This window comes from Microcoleus sp. C2D2 (genome assembly GCF_036702495.1).
Classification (GTDB): Bacteria; Cyanobacteriota; Cyanobacteriia; order Cyanobacteriales; family Microcoleaceae; genus Microcoleus.
In genome coordinates this window covers 73,101-93,475 of the sequence record NZ_JAUBTO010000016.1, presented here as the reverse complement: position 1 = coordinate 93,475, position 20,375 = coordinate 73,101, and the positions used below count along the sequence as shown (strand labels likewise).

At 46.9% G+C, this 20,375-nt stretch carries 23 protein-coding genes; 15 read left to right on the top strand and 8 right to left on the bottom strand.

The annotated features are described in order from the left end of the window. Positions 1 to 415: 415 nt before the first annotated feature. Together QUB61_RS08270 and QUB61_RS08265 are read left to right on the top strand one after the other, a co-directional pair. Entirely contained in the window at positions 416 to 739 is a 324-nt protein-coding gene (locus tag QUB61_RS08270; protein WP_333127632.1) for a hypothetical protein, read from the top strand. 224 nt (positions 740 to 963) lie between these two features. After that, the gene (locus QUB61_RS08265; protein ID WP_333127630.1) at positions 964 to 1,254 is read left to right on the top strand and encodes a YggT family protein; all 291 of its coding nucleotides are present in this window, start codon (positions 964 to 966) and stop codon (positions 1,252 to 1,254) included. 259 nt (positions 1,255 to 1,513) lie between these two features. Here QUB61_RS08265 and QUB61_RS08260 read toward each other — a convergent pair whose 3' ends face one another. From QUB61_RS08260 to QUB61_RS08245, 4 genes are all read right to left on the bottom strand, one after another. Beyond that, on the bottom strand, positions 1,514 to 1,945 hold the full coding sequence (locus QUB61_RS08260; protein ID WP_015175619.1) for a hypothetical protein: 432 nt from the start codon (positions 1,943 to 1,945) through the stop codon (positions 1,514 to 1,516). A gap of 107 nt (positions 1,946 to 2,052) precedes the next feature. Further along, complete coding sequence (locus tag QUB61_RS08255; protein WP_333127628.1) at positions 2,053 to 3,135, bottom strand: shikimate dehydrogenase; 1,083 nt, start codon at positions 3,133 to 3,135, stop codon at positions 2,053 to 2,055. 240 nt (positions 3,136 to 3,375) lie between these two features. Beyond that, complete coding sequence (locus QUB61_RS08250; protein ID WP_333127626.1) at positions 3,376 to 4,740, bottom strand: ATP-binding protein; 1,365 nt, start codon at positions 4,738 to 4,740, stop codon at positions 3,376 to 3,378. Between the two features lie 487 nt (positions 4,741 to 5,227). Then, entirely contained in the window at positions 5,228 to 5,908 is a 681-nt protein-coding gene (locus QUB61_RS08245) for a type 1 glutamine amidotransferase domain-containing protein (protein WP_333127624.1), read from the bottom strand. A gap of 108 nt (positions 5,909 to 6,016) precedes the next feature. On the opposite strand from QUB61_RS08245, the gene QUB61_RS08240 reads away from it, so the two are divergent. Both QUB61_RS08240 and QUB61_RS08235 read left to right on the top strand, forming a co-directional pair. Next, positions 6,017 to 6,160, top strand: coding sequence for a LysR family transcriptional regulator (locus tag QUB61_RS08240; protein WP_333127622.1), 144 nt, complete (start codon positions 6,017 to 6,019; stop codon positions 6,158 to 6,160). Between the two features lie 518 nt (positions 6,161 to 6,678). Next, the gene (locus tag QUB61_RS08235) at positions 6,679 to 7,002 is read left to right on the top strand and encodes a LysR substrate-binding domain-containing protein (RefSeq protein ID WP_333127643.1); all 324 of its coding nucleotides are present in this window, start codon (positions 6,679 to 6,681) and stop codon (positions 7,000 to 7,002) included. A gap of 38 nt (positions 7,003 to 7,040) precedes the next feature. Here the strand turns inward: QUB61_RS08235 and QUB61_RS08230 are convergent, their stop codons facing one another. The 3 genes from QUB61_RS08230 to QUB61_RS08220 form a co-directional block, all read right to left on the bottom strand. Continuing rightward, complete coding sequence (locus QUB61_RS08230; protein WP_333127620.1) at positions 7,041 to 7,964, bottom strand: HEAT repeat domain-containing protein; 924 nt, start codon at positions 7,962 to 7,964, stop codon at positions 7,041 to 7,043. A gap of 4 nt (positions 7,965 to 7,968) precedes the next feature. Next, positions 7,969 to 8,436 carry a hypothetical protein gene (locus tag QUB61_RS08225; RefSeq protein WP_333127618.1) on the bottom strand — a complete coding sequence of 156 codons (468 nt, stop codon included), beginning with the start codon at positions 8,434 to 8,436 and terminating at the stop codon, positions 7,969 to 7,971. A gap of 113 nt (positions 8,437 to 8,549) precedes the next feature. Further along, entirely contained in the window at positions 8,550 to 11,327 is a 2,778-nt protein-coding gene (locus QUB61_RS08220; protein ID WP_333127616.1) for a phycobilisome rod-core linker polypeptide, read from the bottom strand. A gap of 467 nt (positions 11,328 to 11,794) precedes the next feature. Here QUB61_RS08220 and QUB61_RS08215 point away from each other — a divergent pair, with 467 nt between their 5' ends. From QUB61_RS08215 to QUB61_RS08205, 3 genes are all read left to right on the top strand, one after another. Continuing rightward, complete coding sequence (locus QUB61_RS08215) at positions 11,795 to 11,935, top strand: hypothetical protein (protein ID WP_333127614.1); 141 nt, start codon at positions 11,795 to 11,797, stop codon at positions 11,933 to 11,935. A 73-nt stretch (positions 11,936 to 12,008) separates the two neighbouring features. Then, entirely contained in the window at positions 12,009 to 13,253 is a 1,245-nt protein-coding gene (locus QUB61_RS08210) for a class I SAM-dependent methyltransferase (RefSeq protein WP_333127611.1), read from the top strand. 521 nt (positions 13,254 to 13,774) lie between these two features. Further along, a complete protein-coding gene (locus QUB61_RS08205) occupies positions 13,775 to 14,563 on the top strand; it encodes an FkbM family methyltransferase (protein WP_333127609.1) in 789 nt (262 codons plus the stop codon). 47 nt (positions 14,564 to 14,610) lie between these two features. On the opposite strand, the gene moaA is transcribed toward QUB61_RS08205, so the two are convergent. After that, on the bottom strand, positions 14,611 to 15,600 hold the full coding sequence (moaA, locus tag QUB61_RS08200) for a GTP 3',8-cyclase MoaA (protein WP_333127607.1): 990 nt from the start codon (positions 15,598 to 15,600) through the stop codon (positions 14,611 to 14,613). A gap of 186 nt (positions 15,601 to 15,786) precedes the next feature. Here moaA and QUB61_RS08195 point away from each other — a divergent pair, with 186 nt between their 5' ends. The 8 genes from QUB61_RS08195 to atpH all read left to right on the top strand — a co-directional run bounded on the left by QUB61_RS08195 (position 15,787) and on the right by atpH (position 20,290). Then, positions 15,787 to 16,239, top strand: coding sequence for a nitrate reductase associated protein (locus QUB61_RS08195; protein ID WP_333127605.1), 453 nt, complete (start codon positions 15,787 to 15,789; stop codon positions 16,237 to 16,239). Then, positions 16,229 to 16,603: a hypothetical protein gene (locus QUB61_RS08190; RefSeq protein WP_333127603.1), complete on the top strand. Its 375-nt coding sequence runs from the start codon at positions 16,229 to 16,231 to the stop codon at positions 16,601 to 16,603. Before QUB61_RS08195 ends, QUB61_RS08190 begins: the two co-directional genes overlap by 11 nt. A 398-nt stretch (positions 16,604 to 17,001) precedes the next feature. Continuing rightward, positions 17,002 to 17,457, top strand: coding sequence for an ATP synthase subunit I (locus QUB61_RS08185; RefSeq protein WP_333127601.1), 456 nt, complete (start codon positions 17,002 to 17,004; stop codon positions 17,455 to 17,457). 27 nt (positions 17,458 to 17,484) lie between these two features. Beyond that, positions 17,485 to 18,240, top strand: a complete 756-nt coding sequence (gene atpB, locus QUB61_RS08180; protein ID WP_333127599.1) for a F0F1 ATP synthase subunit A — start codon at positions 17,485 to 17,487, stop codon at positions 18,238 to 18,240. Positions 18,241 to 18,386: 146 nt separating this feature from the next. Then, the gene (atpE, locus tag QUB61_RS08175) at positions 18,387 to 18,632 is read left to right on the top strand and encodes an ATP synthase F0 subunit C (protein ID WP_172184535.1); all 246 of its coding nucleotides are present in this window, start codon (positions 18,387 to 18,389) and stop codon (positions 18,630 to 18,632) included. Between the two features lie 26 nt (positions 18,633 to 18,658). Further along, positions 18,659 to 19,126, top strand: a complete 468-nt coding sequence (locus QUB61_RS08170) for a F0F1 ATP synthase subunit B' (protein ID WP_333127597.1) — start codon at positions 18,659 to 18,661, stop codon at positions 19,124 to 19,126. A gap of 87 nt (positions 19,127 to 19,213) precedes the next feature. Further along, positions 19,214 to 19,741 (top strand): F0F1 ATP synthase subunit B, encoded by a 528-nt coding sequence (locus QUB61_RS08165; protein ID WP_333127641.1) that lies wholly within the window; start codon positions 19,214 to 19,216, stop codon positions 19,739 to 19,741. A 3-nt stretch (positions 19,742 to 19,744) separates the two neighbouring features. Next, positions 19,745 to 20,290 carry an ATP synthase F1 subunit delta gene (gene atpH, locus QUB61_RS08160; protein ID WP_333127595.1) on the top strand — a complete coding sequence of 182 codons (546 nt, stop codon included), beginning with the start codon at positions 19,745 to 19,747 and terminating at the stop codon, positions 20,288 to 20,290. The last annotated feature ends 85 nt before the right edge of the window (positions 20,291 to 20,375 follow it).

Genomic DNA, 20,375 nt, shown 5'->3' with positions numbered 1-20,375 from the left:
TAAAGGTTTCATCCTATTTTACCTTTTTTTGTCTACCCCCTTGACAATTTGCACTTTTTCTTAACTTGTCACAAATGCGTACCGTGGGGCACACGGGAACGTTAAACGTCTCTGGAGATATCGACAAGAGCATTGGTGAGGAAACTCCTCAATGTAAGTTGAGTCGCGGAAAGAGAAAGCCCAGAAAGTGATTTCTGGAATCACCGCCCTTGAAGGGCGGTGAGGATGTCAACTGACAACTAACCGACTTGATGCGCCTTTGGGCTTTTGTCCCTCCGGCTCATTTTCCCGATCGCCATCTCAATTCTTTAATCAAAAGTCTAAAATCTAAAATCGCACGATCGTCTGCCGGTTTCTCCAGCCAATAGTGTCAAAATAAACAAATCAAAGAAATATCGCGCAGTTGAGTTGAGCCATGAGCAATCGAGAGGGTTTTACAGGGGGATTTATTGCCGGAGCTGCTGTTGGCGGCTTGGTGGGTGCAGTTTTGGGCACGGTGCTGTCGCGGCGCGCTGCTGAAGCTTTGCTGAGTGAACCATCAGAACCAAAGACAAGAAAGATCCGCCAGAGGAAAGCCAGTCAACTCGAAGCCGACAGCATGGAAGTAGCAAGGCTGAGTTTAGAAGATAAAATTGCTCAGCTAAATCAGGCAATAGATGACGTGCGGCTGCAACTGGGCGACGTAAACGGCAACGCGCAGGCGCCGGGCGGCTCGGGTTCGATCGCCCAAGACTCCTGAATCCATTTAAAATTTTAGATTAGTCTGGCAGATCGATGCGGGCGATCGGTCAACAGTCGCAAATTTCTCTCTTCATCTTTCCAGGTAGAAGGGGGAGACAGAAGCCACAAGGAACAACAAAAACGCTCCTGGTCTCCCCAACTCCCACTCCCCCCACTCCTCCAGCTATGCTAAACTCAAACTTAAAGTGTCTGTAAACTTTACTCGAACTACAACCAGAATATATGAGTTATTCCATAGGCCTTTTGGCAACCACGCTGTCCACATTTCTGCAAATCTATGTAGCCCTGATGATTATTCGGGTGCTGTTAAGCTGGTTCCCTAACATCAATTGGTATGACCCCCCGTTTTCGATTTTGAGTCAGTTAACAGACCCTTACCTCAATCTATTCCGATCGATTATCCCCCCCTTAGGAGGGATTGACTTTTCGCCGATGATTGCATTTTTTGTACTTCAGTTCGGTTCGCAAATCTTGCTCACTCTTTTGACCAACTTGCAAACATCATTATTGTAGTTGGAAAAGCTTAAGTTTTTAAGCATCTAGCCTAAATTGTTTGGCAGACCTAGCAGCAGGCAACTAAATTTGAGATTTGAGATTTTGACATGAACTCCCCGGTTGAAAAGCTGGGGAGTTCCTCATAAATGAGAAATGAGAAATTGCCAGCCACTCAACAATCTCAAATCGAAAATCTCAAATCTAAAACTGCATCGCGGTTTCACGGGCAGCAAACCCAAAATCTCAAATCAGCAATCTAAAAACTCAAATAGTTTCCTTAGCGGCGAACCACGCCAGTAAAACCTGTAGCTTTAAATTGCTTGAGCTTCAAAGGTGTTCGTTGATTGGCGGCCACCGAAATTCTGAGCTGAAAATCGCTAACTCCGGGAGGAACTTCTTCTATAGACCCCAAGCGAGTCCGGTTTTGCATCACCGGATTGTCGTCCGCATCATAAATGCGGCCGAAAATATCGGCATTGACAACTGGTTTGCCGGTGCTATTTTCAGCTTTCCCAGTAATCAAAAAGCAGTTAGCTTCCATAGAACTGCCGCTGGTGACTGTTCCTTCTCCCATTTCTGCCGGACATTCGCGATAAGAAAGGTCGGAAAGTTTAATTTGCGTCAGAGCCCAAGCAGGTGGAGTGAATACCAAACTAAAAATTCCGATCAGGCAAGTAGCAAAAAAAAGGCTGATAGCTCGAAATTTCATAAATGGCAGCGCAAGTATATTTTAATTCTCAGCTTAGCGCGAATTGGGCCTCAAATTCCTACTTATAGGAATTCTGAAAACTACAGCTACTTTTTCCAGAAATGGCATTAGTCTAAACCTAAATGCTGCAGCAACGCTTGGCGCATCACATCCACTGGGACGGATTCTTTGTTCAGCCAAATTTTTAAGGCGGCTGCTCCTTGTTGAACTAGCATTTCGAGTCCGTCAATAGCTCGCGCTCCCCGAAGCTCCGCATCTTTGAGAAACTGGGTAGGATTCGGGTTGTAAATTAAATCGTAGACGATCGCACCTGCTTTCATTCGATCGATCGCACCCTGCGCCACCGGCGACTTTTCCCCCTGCGGATACATCCCCACAGGCGTCGTGTTCACCAGCAAATCTGCCTGCGAGATTAACATTGACAATTTATCCCAAGTATGCACCTGCAAATTCTGCACGGGCATCGGAGAATTGACCCAACTCTGCTGAAATTCCCCTAAATTTTGTTCGCTGCGACCGACAACGTGAATCTCTGCACATCCCAATTGAGCGCATCCAGCCACAACAGCTCTCGCCGCCCCGCCATTCCCCAAAATTACCGCTACTTTCTGACTCCAATCGGAACCCCCCCTAGCCCCCCCTTCGTAAGGGGGGGGACAGGATTCAACAGCCGTATTGCCCGTTTCTTCGGAACCCCCCCTAGCCCCCCCTTGGTAAGGGGGGGGACAGGATTCAACAGCCCGTGTTTCGTAAGGACGCGAATCAGATTCAACAGCCGTATTGCCCGTTTCTAAGCCAGAGGTCGCCTCTTTAGCCCCCCCTTGGTAAGGGGGGGTTGAGGGGGTTTGCAGCGGGGCGAGAAAGCCTTCAACGTCAGTATTTGTGCCGCACCAACCTTTGTCAGTCAGGTATACGGTATTGACTGCGCCGATCGATCGGGCGATCGGGGAAACGGACGACAGCAGCGGTAATATTGCTTGTTTGTGCGGAATCGTGATGCTAAATCCCCGAACCCCGATCGCCGCAAATCCTGCAATAGCAGCTTTTAAATCCCCTGGTTTTACCGGAAACGGCAGGTAAACAAAATCGACTCCCAAGTGGGAAATAGCAGCATTGTGCATCGCCGGCGACAGAGAATGTTCGACGGGATGACCAATTACTCCCAACAGTTTAGTAGTGCCTTTAATCATTTTTCTTAGTTGAGTGTTGACTGTTGAGTGTTGACTGTTAACGGTTGACTGTCGATCGGGCAATTCTGTTGACTGTTGACTGTTGACTGTTGACTGTTGTTAGTTTTCATAGCACATCCTGCTACAATAACGCCCTTATTCTTTAGTCCGCTAGAAGTGAACTTCGTTTGACCCAAGAGCGATTTCAACCATCAACTGTCAACTGTCAACCGTCAACTGTCAACCGTCAACCGTCAACTCTCAACTCTCAACTGTTTGGCGAAACTCTTTGGCGTCAGCCAAAATCGGATTGACATCAAACCAGTAATCCTCGCCGTAACGGTATTCAAACACCCAGAGACTGCGCAGCAAGATTTGGTATTTAGTTTCCCCAGTCACAGTTTTGGTAGCGGATACTTGGCGCAGCAATGTCCACTCATCGGGTTCGATCGCCAAAGTAAGCTGGTGGCGGCGCTGGACGATCACATTTTCCAAAGTTTCCCGCGACAGAGGAGGGTCTTGTTTCTGCAGACAGCTATACAGCAGTTGCAGCAAATTGCGGACATGACCGCCGCTGACTCGACACAGCCGATCGAGAGTTTCCGCAGAGTCGAAAACTTTGCCAACCAAAGCATAGCGCTGCTGCGGGTCCACCGTCGGAAAAGCCCGCGCCAGAACCATCTGCTGCAGCAATTCCACACCCTCAGAGCACTCAGAACCGTCGCTCAACTGCACCGGCACCATCGGCAAAACCTTCGGATCGACCCCAAATCGATTGGTCAACTGGCCCAAATCGTTAGAGAAAATCAGCACCAAGGGAATTGTATACACGACATGGCAATTTAGTCTTGCCAACTGTTCGCCGCGATCGACAAACAGGTATTCCGGCTGCAGCCGCCCCGTCGGTTTCGCGCACAGGTGTATGCGATCGAGATTGTCGATAATTACTACAAGTCCTTGTTTCCCTTGGCGTTTGAGTTCTTGATTAGCCGGCTCCAGCAACTCCTTATTCAGTGCATCTAAAATTAGGTTAGTTCGCGGCTCCAAATATTGCCTCAACTCCGATCGCAGATTCGGAGCATCTTTCGCTTTAGCAGTAATTTTGCCAATTCCCAACGCCAGAGAAAATTCTCCCTCCGTGCTGGCATTTATTTCCCCTAAACCAGGGATATTAGCTTCAGCGCTCAAGTCTATTTGAGTTTGAAAAACATCAGCAACCCCTTTAAGCAAAGCTTTAAAACCCGTCGGTTGCAGCTTGATTTTCATTTTCTCGATGCTTTCGCTCACCTGACGAGCAACGGTCAACAAAATGTCAGTGATATCTACATCTGCCATGTCTAAGTCTTTACTCGACTCAAAGTAAACAACATGAAATCCTTGTTCCTGTAATTGAGCTTGCAGCCGCAGCAATTCTGTTGATTTACCAGAGCCGATGTGACCGGTGAATAATTGACAGGTAGGTGCATCGGGGGACAGACGGCTGATGGTGCGCTCCAATTGTTCTACGATTGTGCCGCCCCGCACTGATGAGAAATCGATATAGTATTGTCGGTCTTCTTGATTTGCTACTGCCAGGGTGTAGCTGGGATTGCAGGCTCTATAAAATTTCTGTAAATTTAGTTCCATACCCTGTTCCATTTTTCACAACATTATGCCCTAATAGCTTATTCATTTCGCTCTGGTAATAATCAGCACAAGTTACCAACTTATTCTGATGTTTTATGGGGTTCTCAATATCTTGATTCCTCCCTAAACCAGCACTCCCAAATTATACGCAATTTTTGCGTACTGGGAATGAATGGAATTCACTAATACCCATAAATAAGTAATTTATCTTCTTACAGCGAGCGCGACTTCATTGACATCACAGACGAAAAATGGGCAGTAATGTTCTCGGATTAAAGTGGCTATTTGAGTACGGTTAACCGCCGAAAAAAAAACAGGTAGTAATTAGCTATCCCGAAACCAGATTTTTTTAATAAAACCATCGCCATTTTCAGAGTAAGTTGGGTACGAGTGCCTCCACCCAACCTACTTTCTTACAGCATTTTGACTTAGACGCGAAGGTGTTGTTTAAGAAACCGGGTTTCTCGGTGCGATCTTTTTTTGGGATCTACTTATTTTCGATCAATTCTACCATTTTGTGACCGACACCTGCGGCCGAAGCGGGGTTTTGGCCTGTGACGAGCCTCTCGCTGACGACAACATGAGGCTGAAAATTAGGAACTTTCGTAAAATTAGCGCCGCGTTCAATTAATGCCGACTCCAGCAAAAACGGCACTATTTCAGTCAGTTGCATAGCGGCTTCCTCTTCATTAGTAAAAGCAGCCACAGTCTTATTTGCAATCAGGTACTCACCATCCGACAACTTAAGATTAACTAAGGCTGCCGGCCCGTGACAGACAGCACCGACAACGCCACCTGCTTCGTAAATAGCAGCAGCAATCGCAGCAAGTTCCCGGTTATCCGCAAAATCCCACATTGTACCGTGTCCCCCAGCGTAGAAAATAGCGCCATATTCTGCGGGGTCAATTTGTGCAGGACGGAGAGTATTTTCCACTTGTGCCACCTGTCGCAAATCCTCTAAAAAAGCCCTATTTAGCGGGTCTTCTAAATCTACCCCAATCATTGGAGCTCTACCGCCTTTGGGGCTGACAAAATCTACCGTTAATCCTGCCTGAGTAAATGCGTCCCATGGATGCGTCACCTCTGGGAGATAAAAACCCGTTTCTTTACCAGTGTCGCCCAGTGTATCGTGGCTGGTTAAAACAATCAGAACTTTTTCGCTACTCATCGTCTATTCCTCTTACTATTAGGTATGGTTGTGCCTGTTGTTCTAATCGTAGGTCGAATTTATCTAAAATACAAATTATAAAATTTTAGAGCTGGTATAAATCTGTTTATGATTAACTTTGAATGGTATCGCAGCTCGATCGAGGTTTACCGCGTGCGAACCGTATCGGGGGTCGCGCAAGTTCTCCACCTCACGCAACCGGCTGTTAGCCAACACGTCGCAGCAAGAGAGTCATACTATTTTAGATTTTAGATTTTAGATTTTAGATTGGGCATGACTGATAACTATCTGGGTTCGCTGCTTGCCTACAGTTGCATTCTTTTTTTTAACTCGTATCAGCTTAGGGAAATCCCTTGTTTCCAAGGACTCCGAGGCGGATGGTTCCCACGGAAGCGGGACAAAGACTTTATACTCAAATTGCTGGTACGATGAGAAACTCGAATCAATTCCGGACAAAAACTCAACCGCCGAAACTCCACAAACCATCTGAATCGGTACGCCCCAAAAATTTTTTACCATCGACTTCTGGGTAAATTACTGCAGGACGATCGCACTTTTTACACTGTACAATTTTGGTTAACAGCAGAGTTAATCCAACAACTCAAAGCCGGAAAGCTAGACATTGTAATTGCCACCAAAAAAATTACCTTGTCTGATATCGAATATGAATTGCTATTCTAGTAGAATTTCTGGCTAGTCGGGCCGCCAAATGCGATGTTCCGATTTCTGAAGGAATCAGTCAAGCAGATTTAAACCCACTGTCTCAATAGCTGTTAACTCAACCTGGGATTGCTTACAGTGCAGAATTGCCGATCGCCCCCCGCTTTTGGCGCGTGGTGTTTGGCAGAAGAATCGACCTTCATCCCAAACTAATTATTCCCGATTTAAGAGCAATTAGACAAGCCGTTGAATCGGGATTTGGCTTTAGCGTTCTTCCCGACTACTTATGTGCATATTGGGTGAAAGAAAATCGCTTGACACTTGTCCTAAAACCTGAACAGGCTGTTACCAATCGCATCTGGCGGCCTTTCAGGAAATATGAAAGACAGTTGCGCAAAATCAAACGGATGTTAGAATTTTGCCAATTTCAATAATTCTTGTAGATACCCGACTTCTTCAAAAAGTCGGGTATCTAAAATAACGCCCGATCGCCAATAATCTCCAGCAGCCGCGAGGATTCGCTGCCAATTTCAGATCCTTCCTTTAAAAGTAGAGCATCAATTACTTCTCGATCCAATAAATCAACATAATTATCATCGAGTTGGCAGAGTTCAATAACCGCCAGCAAACCAGCCAGTCGCTCCTCATCGGAAGTACCTACAACCATTCTATTAATAGAAGTCAGCAAAACGCGCTTTGGCGGTGAAATAGTTTCTACAAGTTCTGCCGCAGTCTGCCGCACGATCGAATGCTTGTCTCCCAGACACAAAAACATCAACTCTAATAATACTCCGTCACCGTACCGAAATTCCTGATGTCGTAGCTTTCCTAACACTTCCAGGGCGATCGCCCTTACATCCCATTCCTTGTCAGCAAGCAAGCAACCCAGTAGAGGAGCAACAACGGGATTATCTAACTCTCCCAATTTTACAGCAGCATTGTATCTAACATCATTGCGTTCTGAGAGTGTATCAGCAGCAGCCTTTGCTACTTCCGAAGACCATCTCAAAACATTTCGGATTGAATCTCCCAAGATTAAATCATCACCCCAGAAACTATTGTGAAAATTTGGCTGATGTTCTTTTGATAGAAAGTTTATGTGACAATCTTCTACTGATAAATTTGTGCCGATCGCATTGCTAAAATCCGTTGGGCGAGATCCTTCATCAGAAAAACAGCCAATAAATTTTGTTTCATGTAAAGTCGCTCCTTTAAAAGATGTTCCATTCAAGCGACAACCAAAAAACTCACATCCCGATAAATCTAGTTTATCAAAGATACAACCTCTTAAATCGCAACAGATTAGAGAGTCATTCTGGTCGATCGCAAATAGATGCTGCTTGCTTTGCCAATACATTTCTAAATAACGACTGCGCTTGCTGTCTAACTTAAGCATTACTTTATTTCCCCAATTGTTCTTTCCAAGGTTTTGCCCATCTGGGAATCTCCGGTTCATCGCTGTTGGGGTAGTCTTCAGCCGATTTTAGCGCCTCTTCCATCTTGACAATTTCCTGCTCAATCTTTTCCTGTGCCTCAGAGGGCAACTTTGCTAAATGCCTCCGAAGTCCCTTAATATACTGCTGGCACTTTCCAGCGTGGAGGGTGCTATCTTTCAGCGACTGCGGTGGATTTCCTACGCCTCCTTTAAATTGTTCCTTCATTACCATGAAAGCACAACTTCTATCACGGTACTGTGCTCCCTCCCTGTAAAGGTCATTCATCACTTCCTGAGCATTATCTACTGCTAGAGCTTCGGCACGCGGTAGCCAAGTCTCTCGATTTTGAATTAATTGAGCCTCTGAGGTTGTAGGGGGAGTCCTCAGTTTTTTCGGTGGATTTGATTGCTCGTTATTGCTCTTTGGATTCATTTTAACTGGATTCCCAATTCCCGATCGCCCTCTACCAAAAATCCCCCGCTACAGCACTACTATAGCGAGGGATTTTTGTCAACCTACCAACTCAATTTTTTTGCAGTTTGTTGTTAGCTTCTGTCAATAGCAGCTACTGGCTCAAAGCTTGGAACCACCAACTCACCATTCTGCTTGGTGAGTAGATTGTACAGCCTTTCGGTATTCGGGAAATTCGCAGCAGGCAGAGTCGGGAAGCGACGGTAAGGAACAGTATCCTCGCCAAACGCCTCGGCATATTCAACGCTGTTCAACATCGCGTTGATAAAGCCCTTAATCCCTTTACTTGCCAAGATTTGGTTGTAGGTCCGAATCTCCGCTTGATTGCGGGGAGCGCGGCCTAAGAAGTGCTTAGTTCCCAACTCAATCACCTTAGTATTGGGATAAGGTGCGTAGAACTGTTTGACGTACAGCGAGGAGGATCCCAAAGCCTCAATGAACTCCTTGAGATTGATTTCATTGTTGCCCAGTTTGCTTTCCAGCGCCGTGAATTCATTCTTCACAACATATGGGTTGATGTCGCGCTCAAAAATTTGACGGTAAGCAGCTTGAATTAAAGTTTTCAAAGCTACTTTGTCCGAAGTATTCGTCAGCTTGAACACCTTAGTTTGTTCGCGCCGCTTGCTGACACCTTGAGCGATGCGAGTTTGCAACTCGAAATCACCCCGATCGCCTGCTGCACCCAGTTCAATAAACCGAGGAGTTTCTGGCGTCTGAGCTTGGACATTTTGCTCAGCGACGGAACCCGATCGCATCGTCCGCAGCGACAAACCACCGGGAGTCACATAGCGCTCGTAGGGTACTGTATCTTCCCCGAAAGCTTCGTTGTACTCCAGACTGTCGATGATGCTATCAACCAGCGCGTAGAAACCCTTCTTGGCACAAATGTCAAAGTAAGCGTTCATTTCCTGGCGGCCGTAGGTAGGGCGTCCCAGGAGTCGGCGGTGAATGTACTCGATCGCCTTACAAACGTACAGCTTGCTCCAGTACATATTGCGGAACACGTCTGACTTCGCCAACATCCGAATAAACTCGCGCATCGGAATGTCGCCGTTTTCCAGCTTAATTTCCGCCACCTTTTGGCGCTGGCCGTCGAACACATCGCGACCAAACACTTGCAGGTAAGCTGCCCGAATCACCGCTTGAGTGGAACTTTCGGTAAATTTGACACTAGAACTGTTGCTGTAGCTGCTAGAGACACCGCGGGCAGATTTCTTAGAAGCCACATAGCCGCCTGGTAACTGGTCTAGTTTAAAGACCTTGGGGCCCAGAGAGCCTGGAGCCTTACCGCGGGCTTCCGGGTTGCTCAATTGGTTTTCAATCCCCGCACCTTGACGGATCAGGATACGGCGAGTGTCTTTGCCGAAGGGAGCTGGACGGTTCTTGGGGTTGCGAGTTTCTTGCGGGAAAATCGCGCCGAACTGAATTTCTAAGGGGTCATTGCCAACACCGTAAACGTGCTGGTCTGGTAGCGGCTGAGTGTAGCCCGCAAACAAGGTGATGAACTGAGGAACCTTGCGGAACGGAGCGCTGAAATTGAACAAATCAATTTGCGGGCCCCAGTTGCGACATTCCTGAGCTTCTTGGCCCAAACCGCGCAGGTAAGGCACTGTTTCTTCGCCGAAGTAGTCGGAATATTCCTGGGAATAAACCATCGCGTCTACGAGAGCTGCCAGGCCGCCTTTGGTGACGATCGCAAAATACTTGCTAAATTCCTCCCGCGAGCTCAAACCGCGGCCTAGGAAGTGGCGGGCGGCCAATTCTACAGCACGGCTGTTGACAAACGGCTCGTAGAATTGCTGGCGGTACAGAGGAGATTTGCCAAGGCGACGAATAAACTCTTTCATCGAGATTTCGCCATTTTTGACCTTGGATTCCAAGTCAGAAATGCTTTGGCTGTATGCGCGACTAATGTCGCGCTCAAAAACTTGGCGGTAAGCTGCTTTGATTACTTCTAGCTTTTCGGCCGATGACAGGCCGGTTTTCATGACAAATTTCGACCGTCGCTCGGATGCGTTGAAGTAGATTTGAGGCAGTTGCAGCCCTTGCTGGTCGTTGCTTTCGCGCTGCCGCACCTTGTCTGAAGGTGTGGGAGCTTTGAATTCGGTAATTGCTACGTCGAAATACTGTCCGACGATCGCCGCGGCCTCTGCATTGTTTTTGAAATAGCCCAAGGATGCTGCCTTCATTTCCTGCATTGCCACAATTGTGGCCGCCGAAGAGCAAGCATTTTCGATAATTTCCCGCAATCCGCGCACGTTCACCGAAATAATATTCGGGTCGCCAGCTACGATCGCGTAGGTGATGTAGCGCAAAAACCAGCTCAAGTCGCGCAGAGATTTGGTCATGTTGCCCGGGCCGTAGCGCGAGACATTGATCGGCTGAAATCCTGCTGGGATTGGGCCGCTGTAGCCGCCACCGTTGCCAGAAAACAGATTTCCCAGCCCCAAGAATCCGCCGCCGCCACCACCGCCGTTGCCGCCGCCTGCGCGACCTTCAACGTAGGTGACTGTTCCCAGTTTCATGCCTTCAGAGACATTCCCCGAGCCGCCCCGAGCCGCCCCTGCTACAGCCATCGCAGGTTCTTGCGGTCTTTCCAAGAATGCCAGCGGGGAACCGCCGGTAAAAATCCGGTTGGCTGCGCGGGATACTATCAGTTCCGAGTTTTTGGTCAGCGTCGCAGAGATATCTATCCGAAGAGTCCCTGAACTGAAATAACTTGCCAGTTCGCTGAGTTCGCCCCGCTGTAGGAAGCGGTCTTGCTGTTCTGCTTGCGAAATTGTTGCGACTGGTACAGTTTGATATAGTTGCGGACGTGCAACTGAGCTTCCACCACTTGCCTTTACAGTCATTAGACTCCTTCGCTCCCTATCTAAATCGTTGCAGCATTTACCCAGACTAACCTTGCCTTCTCATGCAGGTAAAATTAGGTATTTTTGCTTTGTTTACTTTTTGCCTTTACCTGTCACGAGGTTCGGGCGCGCTTACTTTCTTAGATTAAAATGTTTGGGTTTCATCTTTCTTCCTGCCGGGAAATGTCCGACCCGAAGGCAGGCACGGGGCACTCCCTCTGCGGAGATCCGCCCGTACACCCGTGAAAACAAAGACTTGGCAGGAGAGTTGCCTTTGGGCGATTGCAGCAAGTGCCGTGAATTCAGGGAAAAGAAAATCAAAAATTTTCTTCTGCCTTTTTCTAGCCCTTTGACTTTCTGCGGAAAGACGCCTCCGCTTCACCCGAAAGCTCAGCGGTGGGTTATTGACAGTCCTCGTTTGTTAAAAAGCCTGCCGACATTTATTGTATAGATTTAAGAGAGCGTATATGAGAAAAAATGATAAGTTTTATTACGCAGAAGCTGTCAGGGCTTGGGAATCAGGGGTTAGTCGATCGCCCGATCCCTTTCTTTCAGGCTTGGCAAACGATCGCGAAGCGACACTTGAGTTGCGAGTAACGAAGCAATAGAAGTGCATCGCGTAGCGCAGGCCACAACGCTACTGACAACCCATCTCAAAACTCACGCACTATTACCTCACCTATGGATACTACGCCTGATATCAGCGCTGCCGTGCGGCGGCTTTACGATACTTTCCCTTTCCCGCCCGATCCTTTGTCAGATGAACCGCCGCCAGGGTACAACTGGCGCTGGAGTTGGCCTGATGCTTACAATTTTTGCACCGGCCAAAAGCCGCTAAAACTCGATATTCGGATTTTAGATGCAGGCTGCGGCACTGGTTCAAGCACCGATTATCTGATTCACCTCAATCCTGAAGCAACGGTTACGGCGATCGACCTGAGTGAAGGTGCTTTGAAGGTAGCACAAGAACGTTGTCGGCGCTCGGGAGCGCGCGAAGCTGATTTTCGCCACCTCAGCCTGTACGATGCTGCCGAGTTAGAGGGCGAGTTTGATTTGATCAACTGCGTGGGCGTGCTGCACCACTTACCCGATCCGATCCGGGGCATTCAAGCACTGGCGGCGAAGTTGGCCCAGGGCGGTTTGATGCACGTTTTTGTGTATGCTGAGCTCGGACGCTGGGAAATTCAACTCATGCAAAGGGCGATCGCACTTCTCCAAGGCAACCAAAAAGGCGACTATCCCGATGGCGTCAAACTCGGCCGTCAAATCTTTGCTTCATTACCAGAAAACAACCGTCTTGTCAAGTACGAAAAGCAGCGTTGGGCAGGAGAAAATCAGCGGGACGAATGTTTTGCTGATATGTACGTTCACCCGCAGGAAATTGATTACAATATCGAGACTTTGTTCGAGTTAATCGACGCTTCGGGATTGGAATTTATCGCTTTTTCAAATCCGGGATATTGGCAGTTAGAACGACTTTTGGGTAAAGCGCCGGAATTGATAGAAAGAGCTCAGGGTTTGACGGAACGGGAGCTTTATCGATTAATTGAATTGTTGGATACGGAAATCAGCCATTACGAGTTTTTCTTGGGCAAAAAGCCTGTAGTTAAAATTGATTGGTCGGACGATAAGGCACTTTTGGCGGCAATTCCAGAGTTGAGTGGTTGTATGCACGGTTGGCCTAGTCAACAAGTGTTTGATTGTAACTACCAATTGGTCAATTTGTCAAATGCTGAATTTGAGTTTCTGCAAGGTTGCGTACCCCCCCCAGCCCCCCCTCGCCGGGGGGAGAAAGAGGGAACTTCGCCTGGGCTAGGTAAAGGAGAGAAGACTGTTGGGGAGATTTTGGCGGATGTGGAGATGGGATTGGATGAAGTGCGATCGATCTTGTCAAAACAGCTAATTTTGCTAACACCGAAATTATAGGGCTTGTTAATTATTTGAACGAACCGCGAAGACGCGAAGTGCGCGAAGGAAGAACTGCATCTGCTTCTTTCTCTTCCTTCGCGTCAGACGCGCCTTCGCGGTTCATTTAATCTTACTCCTAAAATCCCAAATGGATTGACACAGGCCGCCCTCAGCAGCTACGCTTTGAAGTGAGAGGTTGCTTTGCTTGTAGAGGCAGTAGCCCGCGTCGCCCAAACATAAAGAGGGAACCTCGCCTGGGCTAGGTAAAGGAGAGAAGACTGTTGGGGAGATTTTGGCGGATGTAGAGATGGGATTGGATGGAGTGCGATCGATCTTATCAAAACCGCTAATATTGCTAACACCCGGTGGTAAAATCTAATTGACTATTTGTCATTCACAAGCGAAGCGAAGAATCTCAGAAGCTTTGGGCGGGAGCTGGAGTCCACCCCACAATCAAATTAACTCTTTGTGGAACAGGGCGGAAAGCCTGTTCTGAGAGTAGTCAATTGTCCTCAATAAATAATAAAAACGGATTAGTCATGAAAAAACAAACTTTTAGTAAACTACTCCAAAAAAACAACCCGGTAATTTTAGAAATAGGGGCATGCACCGGCGAAGACTCCCTAGAGTTCCTCCGAGAATTTTCCGACATTCAATTGCATTCTTTTGAACCGGATCCTCGCTCCGTAAAAATACATCAAAACACAGTCAAGGATTCGCGATGCCAATTACATCCAATCGCCATATCAGACGTAGATGGAGAAGCTGAATTTTATCAGAGCACCAGCTCTTATGAAGAAACGGGTTTATCTTCAGAATGGCTCCAATCTTCTTCACTCAAAACTCCAAAACAGCATTTAGAAATCTTCCCTTGGTGTAAGTTTGAAAATACAGTAAAAGTGCCAACGCGCAGCTTAGATAGTTGGTTTGCAGAACATGATATCGAGCAAATTGACTTAATTTGGGCTGACGTACAAGGCGCAGAGGAAAACTTGATAAAAGGAGCACTTAAAACCTTGTCTCATACCAAGTATTTTTACACAGAGTATGATGATGAGGAAATCTATGAGGGACAAATCACACTTCAACAGATAAAGACTTTACTTCCCAAGTTTAAAGCTATTGGCTATTTCTACAACAACGTATTATTTAAGAATACTGAAATCTCCGCTTCAGCCCTTAATACAACTGACCAAATAGTTTGGCAAACTTGGGAGCTTTTTCCACCCAAAGTGTGGCTGCAATTCCTCACAAAAAGGCTCAACTCACAAGTTAGATCCCTCAAGAAAAGCCTAAAGCAGAAGTTGACGCAGATTTTTCTGAACTAATTATAACAGACATCAAAGCCTACCTTACTTTTCCGACAGATAGATAATTAGCCCCCGATTTGAGACATTGTGCGGTTATAATTTCCTTGAGTAGTTCCCGAATCTCGCTGCTTGAAATTAATCTCCGGTTTAATATTCAAGATCTGCTGCACTCGATCGCGCAATTCGCCTGTAGACACCCCATTCCGTAAAGCAGTTTTTAAGTCAATTTGCCCCGTTTCGTTCAGCAGACAAGGCCGCAGCCACCCGTCAGCGGACAAACGCATCCGGTTGCAGCGATCGCAAAAACACTCGGACATTTGGCTGATAAATCCTAAAGTGCCCTTCGCCCCCGGAATTTGAAAGACATCCGCCGGCCCATTTCCGCGAACTCCCGACTCGGCTAACCCGTATTTGTCGCTAATTTGTTGCCGCAATTCTGCCGAAGCTACCCAACCTTTATCGCCAAATAACTCCCCATTGCCGATCGGCATAAACTCAATAAATCGAACGTGCCAATTGCGGTCAATAGTTAATGCAGCCAAATCCAATATTTCGCTGTCATTCACACCGGGAATTACCACAACATTCAGTTTCAGCGGGTCGAATCCTGCTTGATAAGCCGCTTGAATTCCCTCCCAAACCTGCGTCCATCGCGATCGTCCCCGACTGCCAATTATCCGATCGAAAGTCTCCGGTTCCAGCGAATCCAAACTAATATTAATCCGGCGCAAACCAGCATTGTAGAGATTTTCCGCCATACCCGCCAGCAAAAAGCCATTAGTTGTCATTGACAAATCTCGCGTTTGGGGCATCGAGGCGATCGACCTCACCAATTCCACCACCCCAGGGCGCAGCAGCGGTTCCCCACCCGTCAACCGAAACTTAGTAAATCCCACGGGTATAAAAACTTCCCGCAGCAGAGTTAGCAATTCCGAGTGAGTTAACAACTGCTGCTGCAATACATAGTCCAACTCGCTACCTTCCGGCATACAGTAGAGACAGCGGAAGTTGCAGCGGTCTATTAAACTAATCCGAAGGTAGTCTACGGGATTCATGTCAATAACTTGTAATATTATTTAATTATAAATGCTGACTCGATTTTCTGCAATTATTGATAGAGAGCAATAAACCTGCATCAATTTCTTTTCACCTTCCCCCTCCTCTCTTCCTGGGCGCCCTCTGCGCCCTCTGCGGTTAATAAAAAAAATATCATTCCCAACTCAAATAAACTTGCTAAATATATGTTTTTTGAATTTGAAGCTGATTTTGTGGAAGCTCTGCGCTGCATTCCGATGCAGGTACGTCTCAAGTTAGATACTTGCGGCATTAAATTGAAGTTGCAGGATTGGAATCATTTTAACCAAGCAGAACGTCAAATGCTTGTAGAGAAACCTTGCTTGACACCAGCAGAAATTATCGATTACCGAGAACATCTAAACCAAGTATTAATTAAACACACAGGCAAACCGGGAACTGATTTGGCTGTTGATGAAAATCCCCCGTGGATGGATGCTGCAACTGTACCGGAGTCGGTTTCTGCAAAAGCGCAAGAGCTCGGCGTCACAATTACTTTGGGACAGTGGGCGAGTTTGCAACCGCTACAGCGATTTGCTTTGATTAAGCTTAGTCGATCGAGCCACGAAAATAGAAACTTTCTCCCGGCTGTTAAAGAGTTTCACCTCGTTGAATCATAGGTCACTTGCCCTGCCTCTAGTTCGTACTCTGGCTAACAGTCCCGCACAAGACTGCACGAACGAACCGCCTGTAAATACACTCCTGTCAAGTTATTTTTTGTATCTAAAACTACTAAATGCTGGCAAATTTCAGATATCGCCTCTAAAATCAGTATCAAAGACTACTAATTACAGGAAGCCGATCGTGGGCTTCTATGCAGATGTAGACTGGGACGAAGCATTCGGGTATCGGCCCGGACAACAAGTTGAGTTCAAAGCACAGCCTGGAAGCTTTGATACTGTTGCTTGCTGCGAACTGATGATGGTACCCCCATCTGCCTGGAGAACGAGCCCGTACCCCGCTGCCCTCACCAACTGGGAGTAGTTTCGACCGCAGTGATTGACGCTGGTTACTGATTAGAGCCTCACCGTTGAGCGCTGTCGCCCCAAAAGTGCTAAAGTTGAGTCTTGTTTCCGGGCGATCGCGACAACATTATAAATATTCATAAAATCTGGGGCTATCTGCATAAAAGCCTTCTAGCTTCAGGCTTGGGAACGGTTCGGCACGCTTGCCGAGCCAGGTCAAGTGGCTCAGGCAGACCGTTCTCAGAAACCAATCGAAAAATTCATTTTTTTTTAAGTTATGTTACCTGCACGTGGTATTATTCGATGTGAAGTGTACGAGCTGTAACGTTTGTCACACTTGTCGCTACAAGACGGTTTCAACCGAATTAATTGTAGTGGGAGTCAACTAACACCGACTGCTTTGAAAGTCAAGTAACCTTGTCAGATCAATCTCGCGCATCCACCGCCCAAACGCAAGACATCTCTCAGACAGGTTCGTCCGAACCGGAGTCCACTGATGCTATGCAAGATTTCTACAAACTTCAGCAACAGTTGTTTGTAGTCACACTCGCTTTCACGGGAATAATTTTTATCTCTGTGTGGATTTTTTATTCGCTCAACATTGCCCTAAATTACTTGATTGGGGCGATCGTAGGTGTGGTTTACTTGAGAATGTTGGCCAAAGACGTTGAGCGCCTCGGCCCGCAAAAGAGGAGTCTGAGTAAAAATCGGTTGGCTGTATTTATTGGGTTGATTGTAGTAGCAACTCAGTGGAATCAGCTACACATTTTGCCCGTATTTTTGGGATTTCTGACATATAAGGGCGCGCTCGTCTTTTATATGCTGCAAAGCCTGTTCGTTCCCGATCCCGTCAATGGGTCAGGCAGTCGGTGAACCCTCCACTGTGTGAACTTCTTGTGAATGGAAATGCTAAATGTCTTAAATGCCTTTAATGCTCTTCCGCTCGCTGTGTTGGAAGTTGGCAAGCATTTCTACTGGCATATAGGCAATCTCAAAGTTCACGGGCAGGTATTCATCACCTCCTGGATTGTGATTGCTCTCCTCCTGATAGCTTCCCTGGCGGCAACTCGCAATATGCAGAGAATTCCGCGCGGAATGCAAAATTTCATGGAGTACGCCTTAGAATTCATTCGAGACTTGGCTAGAAATCAACTCGGCGAGAAAGAGTACCGTCCCTGGTTGCCATTCATTGGCACTTTGTTCCTGTTTATTTTTGTATCGAATTGGTCGGGGGCCTTAGTTCCTTGGAAACTAATTAAGTTGCCAGAAGGCGAACTAGCAGCTCCGACCAACGACATCAACACGACGGTAGCACTTGCTTTGCTGACTTCTCTGGCATATTTTTATGCGGGTTTCAGCAGGCGGGGTTTGGGTTACTTTACTAAGTACATCGAACCAACCCCAATTTTGTTGCCGATCGCCATCTTGGAAGATTTCACCAAGCCTCTTTCCCTAAGTTTCCGTTTATTTGGTAACATTTTAGCGGATGAATTAGTGGTAGCGGTGCTGGTGCTGTTAGTTCCCCTGTTTGTACCTCTGCCCGTAATGATGTTGGGTCTGTTTACCAGTGCGATTCAAGCTTTGGTATTTGCCACCTTGGCAGGAGCTTACATTCACGAAGCATTGGAAGGACACGGCGACGAACACCACGATTAACACTCTGGAATTGGTTAATGGCTAATAGCGATATGTCAGAAATCAGCAGTCCAATGACTAATGACTGATGACTAATTACCAATTACCAATTACCAATTACGCACTATCTGTTTTTCAATCTGTACACAAAGTTAAGGAAATTTATCATGAATCCGACAGTTGCTGCTGCTTCAGTTATCGCCGCAGGTTTAGCTATTGGTTTGGGCGCGATCGGACCTGGCATCGGTCAAGGTAATGCCTCGGGTCAAGCAGTAGAAGGTATTGCCCGCCAGCCGGAAGCAGAAGGCAAAATTCGCGGGACTCTCCTGCTGAGCTTAGCATTCATGGAATCCTTGACCATCTACGGTCTGGTTATTGCATTGGTGCTGCTGTTTGCTAATCCCTTCGCTTAATACTGAAGGACTGCAAAAAGGGGCGGATGTCTTTCCGCCCCAAAACAAAGGAGGAACTAAAAGTGTTTGATTTTGATGCAACTTTGCCTTTTATGGCGTTGCAGTTCCTAGTTTTGATGGTAGTCCTGAACGCTGTTTTCTATAAGCCCCTGACAAAGATGCTCGACGAGCGGGATGAATACATCCGCACCACTCAACTGTCGGCTCAGGAACGCTTGGCGAAAGCTCAGAAATTAGCGCAGGAATACGAACAAAAACTGGGAGAAACTCGCAAACAGTCTCAAGCAGTAATTGCTGTGGCTCAAGCAGATGCCCAAAAAACCGCGTCGGCAAAAGTAGCTGAGGCTCAAAAAGAAGCTCAAGTGGCGCGAGAAAAGGCAGGACAAGAGATTGAGCAACAAAAACAAGAGGCAATGCGCTCGCTGGAGCAAGAAGTAGATGTCCTGAGCCGACAAATTCTTGAAAAGCTATTAGGCACTGCACTGGTCAAATAGCTCGATCGAACAGTTTTAGATTTTGGGTAAATGCTCAAATCTAAAATCGGTTCACCAAACCTGCACGCGCAATTATGGAAGAGTATCATGGGGACTGTTTTATTGCTAGCCACAGAAGCTAGCGGGGAAGGTGGTTTCGGTTTAAATTTCGATATTTTAGAAACCAACCTGATTAACCTGAGCATTGTTATTGGATTGCTGTTTTACTTCGGGCGCGGCTTTTTAGGGAACATCCTCAGCGAAAGACGCTCCGGCATTGAAGAGGCAATTAAAGAAGCAGAAACTCGCCAAAAAGATGCAGCAGCAGCTCTAGCAGAACAACAGCAGAAATTGACTCAGGCCCAAGCAGAAGCGGAACGGATTCGATCCGCTGCTGAAGAAAATGCGAAGAAAGCCAAAGAAGCAATTCTAGCTCAGGCAGCGCAGGAAGTTGAACGCATGAAAGCAACAGCAGGTCAAGAGTTGGAAGCAGAGCGGGAAAGAGCGATCGCCCAACTCAGATCGGCGGTTGTATCTATGGCATTAGAAAGGGTGGAAGGCCAGCTAAAAACTAGCTTGAACGAAAACGCTCAACACCAATTAATCGATCGCAGCATTGCCTTACTGGGAGGCTAGAAAGTGAGTAAAGTCAGCACCGAAGTCTTACAGCCTTACGCATCCGCTTTGATGTCAATGGCTAAGTCTAACAACCTCTCAGAGCAGTTCGGCGAAGATATCCGCTCCTTGCTGAACCTGCTAGAAAATTCCGAGGAACTCCGCCTATTTCTAGGCAGTCCTCTGGTGAAACCGCAGGATAAAAAAGCCGTCATCGATCGAATAGCGGGGTCAGAAATGAACCCGTTGATGCGGAACTTTTTGCGGCTGTTAGTAGACAAAGGACGGATTCTTTTTTTAGAAGGAATTGGTAAAAAATACTTGACCGAACTCCGAGAACTCAACCAAACTGTTTTGGCGGAAGTTACCTCGGCTGTCCCGCTTTCAGACGCTCAGCAGCAAACTGTTCGCGAGAAAGTGCAGGCGATGACAAGCGCAAGGCAAGTAGAAATTGAAACCAAAATAGACGCAGATTTAATCGGCGGAGTCGTGATTAAAGTAGGCTCTCAAGTGATTGATGCCAGCCTGCGAGGACAATTGCGCCGCTTGGGAATTCGATTGAATTCTTAATAGTTAATAGCTGATAACTATTAGCTAATTTAGTTAGCGGTTAACTGTTAGTAGTTTTGAACAACTGACAATTGACAACTGACAA

Excerpts from the sequence above, each read along its gene's own strand:
- QUB61_RS08265 (WP_333127630.1), top strand. The coding sequence starts at position 964 with ATGAGTTATTCCATAGGCCTTTTGGCAACCACGCTGTCCACATTTCTG.
- QUB61_RS08255 (WP_333127628.1), bottom strand. The coding sequence starts at position 3,135 with ATGATTAAAGGCACTACTAAACTGTTGGGAGTAATTGGTCATCCCGTC.
- QUB61_RS08220 (WP_333127616.1), bottom strand. The coding sequence starts at position 11,327 with ATGACTGTAAAGGCAAGTGGTGGAAGCTCAGTTGCACGTCCGCAACTA.
- QUB61_RS08240 (WP_333127622.1), top strand. The coding sequence starts at position 6,017 with ATGATTAACTTTGAATGGTATCGCAGCTCGATCGAGGTTTACCGCGTG.
- QUB61_RS08230 (WP_333127620.1), bottom strand. The coding sequence starts at position 7,964 with ATGCTTAAGTTAGACAGCAAGCGCAGTCGTTATTTAGAAATGTATTGG.
- QUB61_RS08270 (WP_333127632.1), top strand. The coding sequence starts at position 416 with ATGAGCAATCGAGAGGGTTTTACAGGGGGATTTATTGCCGGAGCTGCT.
- QUB61_RS08165 (WP_333127641.1), top strand. The coding sequence starts at position 19,214 with ATGGGGACTGTTTTATTGCTAGCCACAGAAGCTAGCGGGGAAGGTGGT.
- QUB61_RS08195 (WP_333127605.1), top strand. The coding sequence starts at position 15,787 with ATGTTTTTTGAATTTGAAGCTGATTTTGTGGAAGCTCTGCGCTGCATT.
- QUB61_RS08205 (WP_333127609.1), top strand. The coding sequence starts at position 13,775 with ATGAAAAAACAAACTTTTAGTAAACTACTCCAAAAAAACAACCCGGTA.
- QUB61_RS08210 (WP_333127611.1), top strand. The coding sequence starts at position 12,009 with ATGGATACTACGCCTGATATCAGCGCTGCCGTGCGGCGGCTTTACGAT.
- QUB61_RS08170 (WP_333127597.1), top strand. The coding sequence starts at position 18,659 with ATGTCTTTCCGCCCCAAAACAAAGGAGGAACTAAAAGTGTTTGATTTT.
- QUB61_RS08225 (WP_333127618.1), bottom strand. The coding sequence starts at position 8,436 with ATGAATCCAAAGAGCAATAACGAGCAATCAAATCCACCGAAAAAACTG.
- atpE (WP_172184535.1), top strand. The coding sequence starts at position 18,387 with ATGAATCCGACAGTTGCTGCTGCTTCAGTTATCGCCGCAGGTTTAGCT.
- QUB61_RS08260 (WP_015175619.1), bottom strand. The coding sequence starts at position 1,945 with ATGAAATTTCGAGCTATCAGCCTTTTTTTTGCTACTTGCCTGATCGGA.
- moaA (WP_333127607.1), bottom strand. The coding sequence starts at position 15,600 with ATGAATCCCGTAGACTACCTTCGGATTAGTTTAATAGACCGCTGCAAC.
- QUB61_RS08215 (WP_333127614.1), top strand. The coding sequence starts at position 11,795 with ATGAGAAAAAATGATAAGTTTTATTACGCAGAAGCTGTCAGGGCTTGG.
- QUB61_RS08245 (WP_333127624.1), bottom strand. The coding sequence starts at position 5,908 with ATGAGTAGCGAAAAAGTTCTGATTGTTTTAACCAGCCACGATACACTG.
- QUB61_RS08250 (WP_333127626.1), bottom strand. The coding sequence starts at position 4,740 with ATGGAACTAAATTTACAGAAATTTTATAGAGCCTGCAATCCCAGCTAC.
- atpB (WP_333127599.1), top strand. The coding sequence starts at position 17,485 with ATGGAAATGCTAAATGTCTTAAATGCCTTTAATGCTCTTCCGCTCGCT.